Source organism: Streptomyces sp. NPDC050264 (genome assembly GCF_040655895.1).
Taxonomy (GTDB): Bacteria; Actinomycetota; Actinomycetes; order Streptomycetales; family Streptomycetaceae; genus Streptomyces.
In genome coordinates this window covers 48,295-65,092 of record NZ_JBFAKV010000028.1, presented here as the reverse complement: position 1 = coordinate 65,092, position 16,798 = coordinate 48,295, and the positions used below count along the sequence as shown (strand labels likewise).

Below are 16,798 nucleotides of genomic sequence, written 5' to 3'. Positions count from 1 at the left end.
TCACACGTCCTCTCCGTACTGGATCCGGCGGTAGGGGGTACTCAGCACCTCGCGCGTGATGCGGACGTCGATCACGGTGGGCCTGGGGGAACTCACGTATTCCGCGAGCGCGTCGCGCAGCTCCTGCGCGGTGCGGACCGTGGCACCGCCGCCGCCCAACGCCTGGGCCACCGCGCCCAGTTCAGGTGTGGAGATGGTCGCGAGGTCCGGGTCGAGTCCCTTCGCCTTCGCCTTGTGGTACTCGGCGCCGAGGCCCTGGTCGTTCATCACGACGACCAGCAGCGGGATGTCGTAGCGGCACATCGTCTCGAACTCGGACAGGTGCATCAGGAAGCTGGCGTCGCCCTCCACGACGAAGCCGGGCTTGTTGCCCTGCGCGACCATCTGGCCCATGGCGATCAGCGGGGCCTGGCCGATGGCGCCGAACATGCCGTAGTTGGAGAGCACGTCACGGGAGCGCTGGAAGAGCATGGTGCCGAAGTCGGTCTGGTGGCCGCTGCCGAGCACCAGGCCCATCTCGCCCGGGAGTTCGTGGTCGAGGATCCAGATCGCCTCACGCGGATCGAGCCGGCCGGGTTCCTGTACGTACTCCGGCTGCTGGACGCGGCCGGTCAGGTGCTGCTTGACCTGGTCGGTGTGGAAGCCCTCCAGGCGGACGGACCGCTCCTGAAGTGTCCGGGTCAGTTCGGCGAGCGCGGTGACGGCGTCGGCCTGCAGGTAGCAGTCCGCGCCCTTGCCGTTGCCCATCACCAGGTGCGGGGCCGTGTCGATCTGGATGTACTTGGCCTCGGGATAGAGGTAGCCGCTCTCGATGGTGTAGTGGTTCAGGCTGGCGCCCACCGCGATCACGCAGTCGGCCTCCTGGAGCAGCTCCATCGACACCTTGTCGCCGAACAGGCCCGACAGACCGACGTGGAAGTCGGTGCGGTTGCACAGCCAGTTCTTCGCCTGCAGCGTGGTGGCCAGCAGGGCGCCGGTCCGCTCCTGGAGAGCGAGGATCTCTTCGCCGGAGTCCGCCTTGCGCGCGCCGCGGCCCGCGATGATCACCACGCGCTCGGCGTCCTGGATCAGGTCGCAGGCCGCCTGGACCTTGGCCGGGTCGGGCAGCAGCCGGGATTTCTCGATCAGGGCCGTGGACGGTACGTAGTCCTCGTCGTAGTCGTCCAGTTCGGCCGTCTGGACGTCGAACGGGGCGCTGATCATGACCGGCTTGGACTCGGTCCGTGCCAGGTAGAAGGCCTGCCGCACGGCTTCCTGGGCGTTCTCGGGCCGGGTCACGTGGAGGAAGTCGCACTCGATGGCGGCGGCGAAGCGCCGCTGGTCGAGGTACTGGGTGGCGCCCTCGTCGCCCAGGGCGGTCTCCCCGCAGAAGGCGACCAGGGGGGTGCCCGCCCGGCTCGCCACGATCATCGAGGTGGCCAGCTGCGAGACGCCGGGACCGCTGGTGGTGGTGACCACACCCGGCTGTCCCGCGCCGCGGGCCCAGCCGTCCGCCATGCCGAGTCCCGAGCCCTCGTGCCGCACCTCGTACAGGCGTACACCACGGTCGGCGAGCGCTGCCATCCAGTGCATGTTGGCGTCGCCCATCATGCCGAAGACGTCGCTGGTGCCCTCCCGGACGAACGCCTCGGCGAGTGCTTCGTAGACCTTCACTTCTGGAACTCCTTCACGTTCGCCGCGGCTGTCGTCCGCGACTTCAGGACGCCTTCGAGCCGGGAGAAGACCCGCAGCGCGTTGCCTCCGTAGACCGCCTGCCGGTCGGTGTCGCTCAGGCTGTCGATGGAGTCGAGGGTGTATTTGGTGTCGTCGAACCGCCGCCCGGTCTCCGGGTCCACGCTGCGGACGGCGCCGATCATCTCCGAGGCGAACAGGACGTTCCGCGCGGGGATGATGTCCAGCAGCAGCTCCATGCCGCGCTTGTGGTACACGCAGGTGTCGAAGGAGACGTTGCGCAGGATCGACTCCTCGAGGGGAGGCCGGCCGCGGTCCTGCATCATTCCGCGGTAGCGGCCCCAGTGGTACGGGACGGCGCCGCCGCCGTGCGGCAGGATCAGCTGCAAAGTCGGGAAGTCCTTGAACAGGTCCGACTCGCACAGCTGCATGAACGCCGCGGTGTCACCGGCGAGGTAGTGGGCGCAGGTCCCCTGCATGGCCGGGTTTCGCGACATCGCGACGTGGACCATCGCGGGGACGCCGAGCTCGACCATCTTCTCGTAGAGCGGGTAGTAGACCCGGTCCGTCAGCGGCGGCGCCTGGTAGTAGCCGTCCGAGGGGTCCGGGTTGAGCAGACAGCCGATGAAGCCCAACTCCTCTACGCAGCGCTCCAGTTCGGTGACGGAGTTGCGCACGGACGCGGCCAGCGCGTCGCCCGGGGACTGCGGAAGCTGGCACACGCCCACGAACCGCCCGGGGAAGAGTCCGCACACCCGGGCGATCAGGTCGTTGCTGACGCGCGACCAGTCGAGGCTGGTCCGCTCGTCGCCGTAGTGGTGGGCCATCTTGCCCGCGCCCGGCGAGAAGACCGTCAGGTCGGTGCCGCGCTCGATCTGCAGCTTCAGCTGCCCGTTCTCGATGGCGGTGCGGATCTCGTCGTCGCCGATGCGCAGTTCGTCGGGCGAGACCCGGGCGCCGGACTCCTCGAACGCGCGGATCTGCTTCTGTCGCCACTCCCCCAGCGCGGGCGGCGCTGTGGTGAAGTGGCCATGACTGTCGATGATCATGAGTTACTCCGAAACGTGCGGTGGTCGCGTGGTGTGCGGGCGGCGGGGCCCTGTCAGGCGCGGCCGGTCAGTTCCCGGGCCTTGTGCAGGCCGGGGTAGGTGCGCACCGGCGAGGACATCAGGAAGCGGTAGCCGTCGTCGAGGACCTGCTTGACGTTGTCGGCGGTGACGTGCGGATGGCCCACGGCGACCCCGCGCTCGCCGCAGATGTCGAGGATCCGCCGCTTGCACTCCAGGACACGCGGGTGCTCGTACTGGCGGGGGAAGCCCAGTTCCTGGCTCATGTCGCCCTCGCCGATCAGGATCAGCCCGATGCCCGGCACCTGGTCGAGGATGTCCGGCAGGTTCTTGATGCCGAGCTGGTCCTCGATCATGAGGCCGACGAGGATCTCGCCGTCCGGGGCGAGCGGCCACACGTCGGCCCTGGCGTAGTACTCGATGTTCGAGATGCCCCAGTAGCGTGTCGCCGCGTGCGGGCCGTCCCCGCGCAGGCCGGCGGGCTGGTGGAGAGGGGCGTCGGGCAGCCGCGGGTAGCGGCAGGCGGCGACGGCGTTGCGGGCCTCCTCCACCGTGGAGATGTGCGGCCAGATGATGCCGAACGCGCCGAGGTCGAGGGCCTGTTTGGCGTGCCACTGTGCCTTCTCCGCGCCGTTGGCGGGGATGCGCACGATCGGGGTGACGTCCGGGGCGAGGCTGTCGGCCTCGAAGACGCGGCGCCTGCTCAGCAGGTACTGGAAGCTGTCCTTCAGCGCGTTGATGTCCCAGGGCTTGTGTTCCATCTCGAACACCACGGCGTCGTAGTCCGAGTTGCTCAGCTCGATCGCGGACGTCGGATCGGCCGCGGAGAAGGTCGCGAAGACGTGCTGCCCCGCGTCCAGGGCGCCGATCACCTTGTTGAGCCTGGACGTTGTCATCGCCGACCTCCCTGGCCGAGTGCTTCACCGGACGTGTTCTCGCGATCCCGCGTCGCCTGTCCCTGGCGCCCGGACCGCAGCCGCTCCCACCACGCCCGCAGCCGGGCCAACAAGCCGGTCGGCCGGGGTGGTTCCGTACGCGGTTCGGCGGGTGCTGCCGCGAGCGGTTCGGCGGGCGCGGCGCACTTCTGGACCAGTTGGTCGGTGAACTCCTGCGTCATCCGGGAGACCACCATTCCCGCACCCGACTCGATCAACTTGGCGAGTTTGCCGTTGAGTTTGATCTCGCCGTCGCAGAAGACCCGTGAGCTGCCGGGGGTGTCCCCCTCGACGACCCGGAAGGTGGCGCCGGCGCTGAAGCGGGTGGCGCCCTGGCCGTCCGCGCCGCGGGCGGTGAGGCGGCCCTCCCGCGCGGGCTCGTCCAGGTCGAGGGAGACGCGGGCGGCGAACTTGACCCGCAGCCCGCCGAACCTGATGGCCAGGGTCCCGTCGAAGGACCCGTCGTCGTGCGACGGCCCGAGTTCGGCGCCGCCGATGCAGGACACGACGGCCGAGGGGTCGGAGATGACCTCCCAGACGCGTTCGGGCGGACTCGGTACGGCGATCTCTTCCGTGATCGATATCAAAGCGGTGAACCTCACTCGGCGGCAGGTGTGACGTCAGGTCAGGGGAAAAGGGCATGACGGCACACCCGGCATGGTGGTTTGGCTGCTTGGGGTGCGGAGCGCCGGACGGCGGGCTCCGGGCGAAGGGGCTCGGCCGCGTTACGCGGCGGCCTTCCGCTCGGCCGCGAAGAGACCCCAGAGGTCGTTGTAGAGCTCCGAGAACTCGGGCGACTCGACGAGCGAGCCGATCTGGCGCGGGCGCTCGAAGGGGACGTGGATGACGCGGCGGATGGTGCCGGGGCCCTTGGACATCACGATGACCTCGTCGGCCAGGTAGATGGCCTCGTTGAGGTCGTGCGTGACGAAGATCAGGGTCCCGTTCTGCTCCCGCCAGATGTTGAGCAGTTCCTGCTGCAGTTCGAGCCGGGTGATGGCGTCGAGCGGTCCGAAGGGCTCGTCCATCAGCACGATGGACGGGTTGTAGATCAGCGCCCGCGCTATCGCGCAGCGCTTTTGCATACCGCCCGACAGCTCCCGGGGAAAGTGGTTCTCGAAGCCGGTCAGGCCGACGAGTTTCACCCAGTGGGCGACGCGTTCTTCGCGCTCTTCCTTGGGGACCTTGCGGAACTTGAGCGCCAGGCCGATGTTGGCCCGGACACTCAGCCAGGGCAGCAGGTGGGACTGCTGGGTCACGTACGCCGCGTCGGAGTTGACGGCGGTGACCGGTTCGCCGGCGTAGTGGACCTCCCCGTGTGTGGGGGTGAGCAGTCCGGCGGCCAGGTTGAGGATGGTGCTCTTTCCGCACCCGCTGGGTCCGATCACGGCGACGACCCTGCCTCGGTCGACCTTGAACGACACGTCCTCGATCGCCGGTCGGTGCGTGCCGGGAAACTGCAGGGTGACCTGCTCGAGACGGAGTGCCTCCGGGTGGGAGTTGCGCTGTGTGGTCGACATATCTGTCTCCTCGGCCTCCTGCTCGCGAAGCGATGAAGCGGGGCCGTGCGCTCGCGCCTGTGGCGGCGTTCGTGGGTGACGGTGCTGTGACGGTGGTGCGTGCGATGCACGCGTAGGGGCATCGAGGTCGGTTGTGTACTTCCGCTGGTGCCAAGTCGGCGGCCACTTCGCGTCGTTCAGGATTGTCCGACAACCGGTAATGGGAACGTAACACCGCCCCCAGAGCGGCACAAGAAGCATGCAGGAAGAACCTGGTATTCATAGGATTCAGGGTCAACGGTCGGCAAAGAACTGTCCGACAAAGATGCCGGATCAGTCGTGGCGGGGCACGCCACCGCGTAGCGACAGGGCCAGTACGGCGAGGCCGATGCCCGCCGCGGCGAGCCCACCGGCGAACAGCGCGCCGCGGGCTCCCCACGTCGCACCGATGGCTCCGACGGCGGGTCCGCCGACGACCGTGCCGCCCAGCCAGCCGATCGACCAGATCGACAGCACACGCCCGCGCATCCGCGGCGCGGCCGTCACTTGCATCAGGGTCTTGGCCGACGAGTTGAACGTGATCGAGGCGGCGCCGACGAACACGAGCGCGACCAGCGCCAGGGGCAGGCTCGGCGCCATGGCCGCGGCGCAGATCAGGCCTCCCCAGATCACCGCCGACACGGACAACGATCGCGTACCGAGCCGGCGCCGGCGCACCGCGACCAGGCCGCCGAGCACACCGCCCACGCTCATCACGGCCATCGCCGTGCCGTAACCCGCCGGGCCGGCCCGGAACGCGGACGTGGTCAGCAGCGGCAGGCTCACCGGGAACTCCCAGGTGAGGATGCCCGTCACGTACACCATGAGCATCGGGTACAGCAGCTCCGGTGTACGGCGGATGTAGGCGAGACCGGCGCGGATCTGCCCCTTCGCGTGGTCCTCGCGCTCGGCCGGATACATCTCCGCCGTCCGCAGCCTGAGCAGACTGACGATGACGGCCAGGAACGACACCGTGTCCAGGGCGAAACACGGGGCCACCCCCAGAGTGGCGATCACGGACCCGGCGATACCGGGTCCGGCGAGCTTCGCCGTGTTGATGAAGGTGGAGTTGATCGCGATCGCGTTGCTGAGGTGTTCCGGGTCGACGAGCTCGCCGATCAGCTTCTGCCGCGCGGGATTGTCGAGGACGTTCGTGAGGCCGAGGGCCAGCATGAACGCGATGAGCAGCGGCAACGTCAGCAGGTGGGTCCAGGACAGCACGGTGAGGAGGGCGGCCTGGGCGCCGAAGCAGATCTGGGTGAGGAGCAGCAGCCGCCGGGTGTCGTGGCGGTCGACCACGAGGCCGCCCCAGGCGCCGAACAGCACGATCGGCAGATAGCGGGCGCCGGTCACGATGCCGAGCACGGTCCCGCTGTGCGTGAGTTCGAGAGTCAGCCAGCCGATGGCGATGTTCTGCATCCAGTTGCCGACCACGGACGTGGACTGCCCGATCGTGAACCGGCGGTAGTTCCTGTTCCTGAGCGAGGCGAAGCTGCCCGGACGCCCGGACCCGTGCGCCACGTTGGTCATGACTGTGCTCGTTTCAGCAGCGTCCGGGGTCAGCTCACGTTCGTTCCGAGGACCTTCTCCGCTTTCGTGAAGAGGCTCGACAGGCTGTTGTAGTCCCGCAGCGTCGAGGTGGGGAACCACTTCAGGTTCGCCTTGCAGACCGCCTGGAGTACGGGGATGCCGTCCGGGTCCGCACAGTCGGTGGTCACCGGAATCCGTGAGTTGTACGTCTTGGCGAGCGCGCTCTGGGCTTCCTCCGAGGAGAGGAACGAAGTGAGCAGCGCCCCGGCGGCGGGGTGCGGGGCGCCCTTCGGCACGAAGACATAGGACTCGTTGGCGCTGGTCGGTGAGATGGGCGCGATGTCGACGGGTGCGCCCTTGTCCTTCGCGGCGAGGACCTGATTGGCGAGGCTGGTGCCGATGCTCACCTGGCCCGACTCGATCGGCGCCTCGGCCTGACTGAGGTCAGGCGAGTAGTGCGGCTCTTGTGCGGCGAACTTCTCGGCCCACGCCAGCGCCTTCTTGTCGCCCATGGACGGGTCCAGGTGCCAGGCCGCCAGGAACGACGCCCGCGACTCGGCGGAGATCCGGCCGTCGGACCATGCGCTGCCGAGCAGGTCGTCCCAGGTCTTCGGCACATCGGCCGGCTTGACCTTGTCGGTGTTGTAGGCCCACACCTTGGGTGTGGCCCAGACGTAGACGAAGTTCTCGGCGAAGATGTTCTCGTCGTCGATGCCGTACTTCGACCAGTCGGTGTCGGCGGCCAGCGTCGCCGACGGCGTCACGCTGAGCCCGCCGGCGTTGCCGACATCGATCGACACCTTCTTGGCGGCTTGCTCGACCTTGAGCTGACTCACCTCGTCACCGGGCTTGGTGTTGGTGTACTTGACCTTGATGCCGGGGTACTTCTTCTCGAACAGGTCGATCGCCGGCTGCATCTGCTCCTGCGGCTTGGGCACGACCCAGTCGACCTCACCTTCCTTTTTCGCCTGCTTCACCAGGGCGGTCATGGATGTCGGGAGCGCCGCGCTCTCGGCCGATGTTCCGCACCCGGTGAGTCCGAGCGTGCCGACCAGCACACCTGCCGCTGTCAGGGCGAGCCGTCGCGGGGTCCTGCCTCTTCGATCCTCACGCATCGCTCTTCCGTCCTCGGGTGTCACCCGACGTTTGTGCCAAGTGCCTTCTCGCCCTTGGGAAAGAAGGTCGTGAGCTGGTTGTAGTCATCGAGGGTCGCGGTCGGGTACCACTTCAGGTTCGCCTTGCAGATCGCTTCGAGGACCGGGATGTCTCCCGGGTCGGAGCAGTCGGTGTCCACCGGGATCCGGGAGTTGTACGTCTTCGCGAGGACCTGCTGCGCTGCGTCGGAGGACAGGAACGAGGTGAGCAGGGTCGCGGCGGCGGGGTGCGGGGCGCCCTTCGGAACGTAGAGGTAGGACTCGTTGGCATTGGTCGGGGAGAGCGGGGCCACCTCGACGGGGGCGCCCTTCTTCTTCGCCTCGAGGACCAGGTTGATGAGGCTGGTGCCGATGCTCACCTGGCCCGACTCGATCGGCGCCTCCGATTGCGTGGTGTTCGGCGAGAAGAGCGGCTTCTGTGCGGCGAACTTCCTGGCCCAGGCCAGTGCCTTCGTCTCGCCCAGGGACGCGTCCAGCTTCCAGGCGGTCATGAACGACGCCCGCGACTCCGCCGAGACCTTGCCACCGGACCACTTGGCGTCGAGCAGGTCGTCCCAGGTCTTCGGTGCGTCGGCCGCTTTCACCTGGTCGGTGTTGTAGGCCCACACCTTCGGCACCGCCCAGATGTACACCAGCTTCTTGTCGAAGATGTTCTCGGTGCCGATGCCGTACCGCGACCAGTCGATGTCGTCCGCCATGGCGGCGGAGGGGACCACGGTCAGCCCGCCGGCGTTGGCGACATCGATCGACACCTTGCGGGCGGCCTGTTCCATCCTGATCTGGCTGACCTGGTCGGGAGCCTTGGTGTTGGTGTACTTGACCTTGATGCCGGGGTACTTCTTCTCGAACAGGTCGATCGCCGGCTGCATCTGCGACTGCGGTTTGGGGACCGACCAGTCGACCTCGCCCTCCTGCTCGGCCTGCTTCACCAGTGCGCTCATCGACGTCGGGAGTTCAGCGCTCTGGCCTCCCCCACCGCAGCTGGTCAGGCCGGCCGCGGTGACCAGCACGGTGGCCGCCGTCAAGACGGAACGCCGCCGGGCCCCGCTCTTCCATACGTGTGTCATCGCCCTTGCGTCCTCACGTCGTGTTCGTCGTGTTGTACGTCGTCGGCGGATCGGTCGCCGGCTACTGGTTGAAGACAGGTGCGCTGTAGACACGCGCGGCATTGCCGCCGAGTACGGCCGCGAGCTCGTCCGGTGCCAGCCAGGACAGGCGGCTCTCGATCGTGTCCCGCAACTCCTGGAGGGTGCCTTCGGACGCCGGGAAGTTCGAACCCCACATCAGGTGATCGGCGCCGAAGACGCCTGCGAGGCGTCGCAACACCTCGCTGACGTCGACGCCCTCTTCGTTCCCGAGCCGGCGCAGGGCCGGCGGTGTGATCTTGAGGTGTACGCCGGTGAAGCGGGCCAGCTGTCCGAGTTCGCCGAGACGCGGGTACGAAGGCCCGCCACTGGCGTCGGGGCGCCCTGCGTGGTCGAGCAGTACGGTCAACCCCGGGTGGGCGGCGAGGACTTGGAGGAGCTTGCCCGTGTCCTTCGAGTGCATCTGGACGCACACCGGCACACCGCGGCTCTCCACGTAGTCCCACACCGCGCGCATCCGTTCGTCCGACAGTCCGGAGCCCGGTGTGGGGACCTTGGTGGTGCCGTCGGACACCCGGATGCGGACGCCGCTGAAGCCCCGCTCCTCGATCCAGTGCCGGAGGTCCGGCACAGCCGAATCGGAGAGGAAGTCGACCGCGCAGACGCCCACGAGCCGGTCCGGATGCTTGGCCAGGGCGTCAGCCGCGTACCGGTTGTCGAATCCGTACATCGTCGACGCGTGGACGAGTGCCGCACGTTCGATGCCCGCGTCGTCGAGGTTCCGGATCAGGCCGTCGACATCGACGGGACGGATCCGGGACCACTCCGACCGGGTTCCGCCGAGCGGCTTCGGCGGGTAGGCGACCGAGTCGCTCGAGATGGCGTGGGTGTGCGTGTCGAAGTACTGCATCAACTCTCCTTTGAACAGGGCCTTTTGCACAGTGTTGCTACGGCGGCTCACGTCGGCCCGCACGGCTCTGCGCGGGTCACGGCCTGCCGATGTACCGGGTGAAGTCGGCGAAGAGGTCCTCCGCGTCCAGGTCGCTCGTGATGAGTTCCTGCTCGCGGGCGTAGCGGATGGCCGTCCGAAGGGTGGCCAGGAGGGTGTCGCTGATGCCGTGCCGCACCACGAGCTCACGGGTGGAGCCGGTGGGCTCGGCCGGGCGGGCGGCGTCGATGCCGGCGCAGAGTCCCTGGTAGACCGAGCGGACAAGGTCCGGGTCGGAGGCGAGGAGGTCCTTGCGCACGACAGCGAGGTGATTGACCGGAACCCAGCCGTGCCGCTCGATGTGGCGTGCCTGCTGGGCTTTCCAGTCGGTGATGAGGGGAACCAGGCCGTCCACGTGATCGGCCGAGCGGGCGCCCATGACGACCGCGGCGAGATCCCCTTCGCGCAGCGAGTCCACCAGTCCGCGTGATGTGCGCTCGACGTCGGAGGGCTCGGGTGCGCCATCGACGTGCGCTCCTTCCCTGGTCACCCAGGTCACGTCCTGTGCCCGCACGCCGTAGGTGTCGCTGAGCACGCCGCGGACCCACAGGCCTGTCGTCTGGCTGTAGGCGCGCACTCCGACCCGTTGTCCGCGCAGGTCTTCCGGGCGGAGCTGCCCCTCACCACCCCAGCCGGAGAGCGACCGGTGGTGGAAGTTGCCGTGGAGGACGACCGGGAGCGCGGCGACCGGGACACCGGCCTCGACGGCCTGCAGCAGGGTGGCGACGGCGAGTTCGGAGACGTCGTAGCGCAGTTCGCGCACCATCGGGGCGAACGCCCGGTGGATCGGCTCGATTTCGGGAAAGTCGAGTGCGCAGCCGGGGACCGTCAGTGTGCCGTCGAGAAGCGCCTCGGTGTGCGGGTACCGACGCAGCGCCACCGTGAGCCGCGTCATCGTACGCACCGTCCGCGGCCGGGGTGAGGAGCTGTGTTGCGGCGGTGTTGGTAACTCATGTCAGTTCCTTCGTCGTCGCACATTTTGTTTGACAATGCGAGGGAAGCTAACAGCGGTTTCGCCACCTACACAAGGCTGCGTAGCCAGAATCGTCAAACAATCCGAGCGGGACCGAGGCACGCGGGAGCTACACGCGTGGGGCGATCGGAGAGGGCCGGGCAGGGGCTGACACGGGCACGAGGGACCGCTCCGGGTCGACGTCGGGGCCGACCGGTCTCAGTCTTCGGTGGACCGGGTGTTCAACAACAGCGCTCGCCTGGCGGAGGCGACATGGTGTCGCATCGCGGCAGCGGCGGCGTCGGGGTTGTGCGTCTGCAGCGCCGCCAGGATGGCGCGGTGCTCGTTCAGCGAGTTCGCGCGGGGATGGGTGCGCGTGAGGTCGCGGTACTGCCGCATGACCAAGGGATAGACGAGGACATCGACGAACCCGGACAGAATGGGCTGCCGCGCGATGGTCCGTATGTGCCGGTGGAAGCGTCTGTTGAGCCGGGAGTACTCGGCTTCGGCGTGCGCGTCCTCCGCTTCGCCCATCCGCCGCAGGACAGCGGCGAGTTCCTGGAGTTCGGACTCGGTCGCGTGGGTGGCCGCCTTCGCGGCCAGCGCCGATTCGAGTACCTCTCGCGCCTCGAGGACGGCGGCCGCCTCCTCGATCGTGAACACGCGGGTCCGGACACCGCGGTGGGGCTCGCTGGTGACGTAGCCCTCCTGCGTGAGTCGCACGAGAACCGACCGTATGGTGCCGCGCGAGACGTCGAGCCGGCTGGTCAACTCTGCTTCGGTGAGCCGGGCGTTGGGCTCGAAGTGTCCCGAGACGATCAGGTTCCGCAGTTCCTGATAGGCCTTCTCGAACCTGCTCGCCGCCGAGGAGTCGGGCGCGCCCGAACCCTGCTCACCCATGGACCGCACGCCCCTCGGGCAGAGCTGCCGAGTGATGCTCCGAGGGGCACCCGCGCGCCCCCGCGAGTCGAGTCATCGGGCTGGTCAAGCCGGTTCTCCTCGTCGAGCATCTTGTCTTACAAGAAGACGGAATTTAACAGTCACGGACCTGCGGGTACAAGCCGATCGCCCGCCGCCGACGCGCTGATTGTTGAACAATCAGTTTCAGCCACCCGGGCACGACGTCGACCAGCCACACCCGAGGCCTCCGCCGTTCATTGTCCAACAATGGAGAGCGCTCGAGCGCCGACTCGGATGCCGATCCGCTCCGGCGCCACTCCCCTTGCACGGCCGAGGCACGCAGGCGCGAGCACACGACAGGGCGAAACAGCGGGTGCGCGGGAATTTGCTGTGACGGGGTTCACGGCGGGCAGGGCCGGTGCTACGGTCCATTTTGTCGAACAAAGCACTCGAGCCGCGAGTAGCTGCCATGGGGCAGCAGCAGTACACACCGCCGCCCGCACCGCCGCAGCCCGGCGGCGGGCCGTGTCGTCCAGAGTTCATCACCCACCGCAGGCCGACCGACATCGGCGTACGGATCCCGCGTGCCGTCCGAGCGTGCCCACCGGCGGTGCTGGTGCGCGGTGGAGCAACGCCGACGGTCCCGGCACGGTCACCCCGCCGCCGGGCCCGGCTCGGCCGAGGCACTCAGCGGGGTCCGGGCATTCCGTACTGATCGAAAGACGTTGGGTGCGAATCCCTGAGGAGGGGATGGCGATTAGTCACACCGTGCAGAGCAAATCGACGCGGCGCAATGCTGCCGCCTTCGCCGCGAGAGCGACGTCCGGGTCTCCCACCCGGCGGCGGGCCGCGCTGTCGGCCGCGCTCGCGCTGCTGACAACAGCCGCCGCGACAGGCTGCGGAACGGGCGCCGAGCAGGTCGAACTTCCCTCGTCGAAAGCCGCTTTGGTGAAGCAGGCCGAACAGGACGGCGAGGTCAACTGGGCTTCCTGGAACCCGGAGGCCCAGATGCAGCCTGCCATCGACCTGTTCGAGAAGAAGTATCCCGGCATCAAGGTCAAGTACACCAACATCAAGGCGCCGGACCAGGTGAGTCAGCTCAAGATCGAGCAGGCCGCCAAGAAGGTGTCGATCGACGTGGCGAACGCCGGCGGGCTCACCATGAGCCCGGCCGTCAAGCTGGCCGGTGACGTCGACTGGACGAAGTACGGCGTCGGCGCGGAGAACGTCTTCAGCAAGAACTTCGTCTACGTGTGGGCCACGCCCAAGGTCTGGGCCTACAACACCGACAAGGTCAAACCGGCTGATGTACCGAAGACTTGGGACGACGTGCTCGACGCCAAGTGGTCCGGTGGCCGGATCTCGGCGGAGTCGCGCGCCTCGTTCATGTCCGTCTGGGATCTGGACGGTTCGATGGGTGAGAAGAAGGCGCTGGCGTGGGCCAAGAAGTTCGCCGCGTCGAAGCCGCACTACTCGCCGAACGTCACCCAGGCCGAAGCGCCGATCGAGTCGGGTGAGGTGAGCATCGGGACCAGCCTGGCCAGCCTGGTGCTCGCCGCCAAGGACAAGGGCGCCCCCGTCGCCATCGCGCCGATCTCACCGACCAGCGCGAGCGAGTCCTACCTCTACGTCCCGAAGGGTGCCCCGCACCCGGCCGCGGCGGCGCTCCTCACCTCGTTCCTGTCGTCCGACGCCGCCCAGCGGCTGCTCGCGAAGACGTACAACTCCCGGATCCCGGTCGACACCGACTGCTCGGACGCCGACGCCACCGCCGTTCTCCAGGCGCTGTGCACAGCGAACTTGAAGTGGTACGGCACCAAGACCCTCAAGAAGTACAGCACCCTCTCCGCGTTCTATCCGAAGGTGGAGAAGGAATTCGGGACCGATGTCGGCTGAGGACACGAACAAGAGAATGGGAGGTCCGCGATGGTCCTGAAAACTGAAGAAACACCTTCGCCCCCGACAGCGGAATCTCCGACTGCTCCGGATGCTCACCCAGCACCGAAGACACCCAAGGTCTCGTCGGTAGCGGGCGTCCTGCTGAATCTGGCCATGGTCGTCCTGGTCGGCTACCTGGTCCTCGTCCCCCTCGCGATCCTTGTCTACAGCAGCCTGAAGCCCTCCACCACCGACCTCCCCTTCGATGTCCCCGGCTTCTCGCTCGACAACTTCCAGGCCGTCTTCGAGTCGAGCCGGCTGGGATCGGTGACGCTCAACACCCTTCTCTACGTGGTCGGTTCGCTCGTTGTCGCGCTGGTACTCAGCCTCTGCCTCGCCTACCTCTTCGAGAGGACGGACATACCCGGGCGCCGGATACTGAGTCCGCTGGCGCTGGCGCCGATGGCGGTTCCGGTGACGGTGATGGCGATCGCGTGGGCACTCGTCGCGAATCCCGCGAACGGCCCCCTGGCCATCCTCATCCGCAAGCTGTTCGGCGTGCACATCGACATCTATTCGATCCCCGGAATGATCCTCGTCATGGGCATCTTCGGGGTCCCCAGCATGTACTTGATGATCGCCCCGGCCTTTGCCCGGCTCAACCCCGAGCTGGAGGAAGCCGCGGCGACCGTGGGTGCCTCGCTGTGGCGGCGGCTACGGCTGATCGTCCTGCCGCTCGTCGCGCCGGCCGTGTCGGCGGCCGGGATCCTGCTGGTCGTCGTGGCGCTGGAAGGGTTCGCCATTCCCGCGGTCCTCGGACTGCCGGACAAGATCTTCGTCTTCAGCAGCCTCATCCAGTACTCCCTGCAGCCGCCCGGCGGAATCCCCAACTACGGCCAGGCCAGCACCTACGGTGTCCTCATCCTCGCGGTGTCGCTCGTCATGCTCGCCGTGTACCGGCGCCGCGTCCGCGACACCCACCGATTCCGGGTCGTGGTCGGCAAGGGCTACCGCCAGACCCGGGTGAGTCTGGGACGGTGGCGCATCCCGGTCTTCATCGTCGTCTGCGTCTACATGTTCATCGGCATCGTCCTGCCCATTCTGGCGCTGCTGTGGACGAGCTTCTCGCCGTACACCCGGCCCATCACCTGGTCCGGGCTGCAGTCGATGACGTTCGCCAACTACAGCCACCTGCTGGACATTCCGAACATCGGGTCGATCCTGATCAACACCGCGGAGGTCGTCCTGGTCACCGCCACGGTGACCACGGCGATGTCGGTGTGGATCGCCGTGGCGGCGGCCCGACGCCAGTTCCCGGGCAGCACGCTGCTGTTCGAGACGCAGTTCGCGGTCTTCGGAATCCCGAGCGTCGTCCTCGGCGCCGCTGTCCTGTTCCTCTATCTGTACGTCCCCATCCCGATCTACGGGACCGTATGGATCATCGTCGTGGCGCTGGTGACCCGCTTCCTTCCCCGTGGATCGCGCATGGTGCAAACGGCACTCGTGCAACTGGACGACGGCCTCATCGAAGCCGCTCGCGTCACCGGTGCGAGCCCTGCCACCGTGACGAGGACGGTGCTGCTCCCTCTCCTGCGACCGACCCTGTGGAAAGCCTGGCTCTGGGTCTTCGCCCATGCGCTGGGCGAGCTCCCGATCGCGCTGCTGTTGACCGGTTCGGACAACCGCACCCTGGTGGTGGTCCTGTGGGACACGTTCACCTCCAGCGTCGACAACCCGACGGCAAGCGCGCTGTCCGTGGTCCTCGTGGTGATCTCGACTGCCGCGGTGTGGCTGGTCAACAGGCGCAGCACGATGGAAGAGGCATGAGAGAGATGGTGGAAACGATGAGCAAGAACCCCGTGAACTCGATCGTCATCACGGAGCTGCGCAAGTCCTACGAGCGGCAGACGGGCAGCGAGACCACGTACGCGGTCGACGGTGTCTCCTTCGACGTTCCCAAGGGGCAGTTCGTCACCCTGCTCGGGCCCAGCGGGTGTGGGAAGACCACGACACTGCGCTGTGTCGCGGGGCTGGAGCGGGCCACGGGCGGCCGCATCGAGATGGGCGGCCAGGTGGTGTTCGACGTGCCGCAGAAGCGCTTCGTCCGTCCCGAGGACCGGCCGATCGCGATGGTGCCCCAGTCCTACGGCATCTGGCCGCACATGACCGTCCTGGACAACGCGGCCTTTCCGATGCGGCACGGACGGAACCGCCGGCGGGGCCAGGACATACGCAAGCGCGCCATGGACATGCTCGAACAGGTGGGACTTGCCCCCATGGCGGACCGGTGGGCCACTCAGCTGAGCGGCGGGCAGCAGCAGCGCCTGGCGTTCGCCCGTGCTCTGCTCGGTGATCCCGAGGTTCTCCTCCTCGACGAGCCGCTGTCGAACCTCGACGCGAAGCTGCGGGCCAAGCTCCGTCAGGAACTCCGTTCGTTCCAGGAGCAGTTCGGGGTCACCGCCCTCTACGTCACGCACGACCAGGCCGAGGCTCTGGCGCTCTCGGACACGGTGGTCGTGATGAACCACGGGCACGTCGAGCAGATCGACCGGCCGGAACGGCTCTACGACCACCCCCGTTCGGCCTTTGTCGCCGACTTCATAGGGAGCGCGAACCTGCTGCCTGTGCAGGATGTGTCACCACGTCGCGAGGGCGGTGGTGTGATCGCGAAGACCGAGGTGGGTCCTGTTCTCTGCCTCCGCTCGTCGGTCGGTCAGGACCACCGGCCGGGCAGCGGCGGATTCGTGTGCGCCCGCCCGGAGAACATCGAGGTGCGACCCGTGCGGGAAGAGGCGCCGGCGCTGGGAGACGACGAGTTCCCCGGCACCGTGGAGTCCTCCGAGTTCCTCGGCGACCGGCTCGAACTGGTCGTGCGCGCCGCGGATGTACCGCTCACGGTCTCTGCCCGGGCCGGCCTCGGCTGCCGCCCCGGCGACGACGTGGTGGTGCGGTTCGACCCGGCCACGACCAGTTATCTGGCGAGTTGAGGGCGGGGTGGTCCCGCGTCCTCCGGATGCGGGACCACCGGTTGCAGCAAGGCCTGCGGAACCAGCAGCGGCAGGGAACCTTCCGGCGGCCCGCCTCGTTCTCTACGGGCCCG

At 67.8% G+C, this 16,798-nt stretch carries 14 protein-coding genes; 3 read left to right on the top strand and 11 right to left on the bottom strand.

Annotation, left to right across the window (positions count from 1 at the left end):
• The 11 genes from AB0J02_RS36240 to AB0J02_RS36190 all read right to left on the bottom strand — a co-directional run bounded on the left by AB0J02_RS36240 (nucleotide 1) and on the right by AB0J02_RS36190 (nucleotide 11,820).
• Nucleotides 1-1,653: a thiamine pyrophosphate-binding protein gene (locus tag AB0J02_RS36240; RefSeq protein WP_363198103.1), complete on the bottom strand. Its 1,653-nt coding sequence runs from the start codon at nucleotides 1,651-1,653 to the stop codon at nucleotides 1-3.
• Nucleotides 1,650-2,720, bottom strand: coding sequence for an amidohydrolase family protein (locus tag AB0J02_RS36235; RefSeq protein ID WP_363198102.1), 1,071 nt, complete (start codon nucleotides 2,718-2,720; stop codon nucleotides 1,650-1,652). Before AB0J02_RS36235 ends, AB0J02_RS36240 begins: the two co-directional genes overlap by 4 nt.
• Before the next feature lie 53 nt (nucleotides 2,721-2,773).
• Nucleotides 2,774-3,634, bottom strand: a complete 861-nt coding sequence (locus AB0J02_RS36230) for an aldolase/citrate lyase family protein (RefSeq protein ID WP_363198101.1) — start codon at nucleotides 3,632-3,634, stop codon at nucleotides 2,774-2,776.
• Nucleotides 3,631-4,260, bottom strand: a complete 630-nt coding sequence (locus tag AB0J02_RS36225) for an SRPBCC domain-containing protein (protein WP_363198100.1) — start codon at nucleotides 4,258-4,260, stop codon at nucleotides 3,631-3,633. The genes AB0J02_RS36230 and AB0J02_RS36225 overlap by 4 nt, the downstream gene beginning before the upstream one ends.
• A 138-nt stretch (nucleotides 4,261-4,398) precedes the next feature.
• A complete protein-coding gene (locus AB0J02_RS36220; RefSeq protein ID WP_363198099.1) occupies nucleotides 4,399-5,193 on the bottom strand; it encodes an ABC transporter ATP-binding protein in 795 nt (264 codons plus the stop codon).
• A gap of 312 nt (nucleotides 5,194-5,505) precedes the next feature.
• Nucleotides 5,506-6,741 carry an MFS transporter gene (locus AB0J02_RS36215; RefSeq protein WP_363198098.1) on the bottom strand — a complete coding sequence of 412 codons (1,236 nt, stop codon included), beginning with the start codon at nucleotides 6,739-6,741 and terminating at the stop codon, nucleotides 5,506-5,508.
• Nucleotides 6,742-6,770: 29 nt separating this feature from the next.
• Entirely contained in the window at nucleotides 6,771-7,856 is a 1,086-nt protein-coding gene (locus AB0J02_RS36210; RefSeq protein ID WP_363198097.1) for an ABC transporter substrate-binding protein, read from the bottom strand.
• A gap of 20 nt (nucleotides 7,857-7,876) precedes the next feature.
• Nucleotides 7,877-8,962: an ABC transporter substrate-binding protein gene (locus AB0J02_RS36205; protein ID WP_363198096.1), complete on the bottom strand. Its 1,086-nt coding sequence runs from the start codon at nucleotides 8,960-8,962 to the stop codon at nucleotides 7,877-7,879.
• A 61-nt stretch (nucleotides 8,963-9,023) separates the two neighbouring features.
• On the bottom strand, nucleotides 9,024-9,890 hold the full coding sequence (locus tag AB0J02_RS36200) for an amidohydrolase family protein (protein ID WP_363198095.1): 867 nt from the start codon (nucleotides 9,888-9,890) through the stop codon (nucleotides 9,024-9,026).
• Between the two features lie 76 nt (nucleotides 9,891-9,966).
• Nucleotides 9,967-10,863, bottom strand: coding sequence for a hypothetical protein (locus AB0J02_RS36195; protein WP_363198094.1), 897 nt, complete (start codon nucleotides 10,861-10,863; stop codon nucleotides 9,967-9,969).
• 276 nt (nucleotides 10,864-11,139) lie between these two features.
• Nucleotides 11,140-11,820 (bottom strand): GntR family transcriptional regulator, encoded by a 681-nt coding sequence (locus AB0J02_RS36190; RefSeq protein WP_363198093.1) that lies wholly within the window; start codon nucleotides 11,818-11,820, stop codon nucleotides 11,140-11,142.
• Between the two features lie 750 nt (nucleotides 11,821-12,570).
• Between AB0J02_RS36190 and AB0J02_RS36185 the strand changes: the two genes are divergently transcribed.
• From AB0J02_RS36185 to AB0J02_RS36175, 3 genes are all read left to right on the top strand, one after another.
• Nucleotides 12,571-13,716, top strand: coding sequence for an ABC transporter substrate-binding protein (locus AB0J02_RS36185; protein WP_363198092.1), 1,146 nt, complete (start codon nucleotides 12,571-12,573; stop codon nucleotides 13,714-13,716).
• Nucleotides 13,717-13,872: 156 nt separating this feature from the next.
• A complete protein-coding gene (locus tag AB0J02_RS36180) occupies nucleotides 13,873-15,525 on the top strand; it encodes an iron ABC transporter permease (RefSeq protein ID WP_363198091.1) in 1,653 nt (550 codons plus the stop codon).
• Between the two features lie 17 nt (nucleotides 15,526-15,542).
• On the top strand, nucleotides 15,543-16,685 hold the full coding sequence (locus AB0J02_RS36175) for an ABC transporter ATP-binding protein (protein WP_363198090.1): 1,143 nt from the start codon (nucleotides 15,543-15,545) through the stop codon (nucleotides 16,683-16,685).
• The last annotated feature ends 113 nt before the right edge of the window (nucleotides 16,686-16,798 follow it).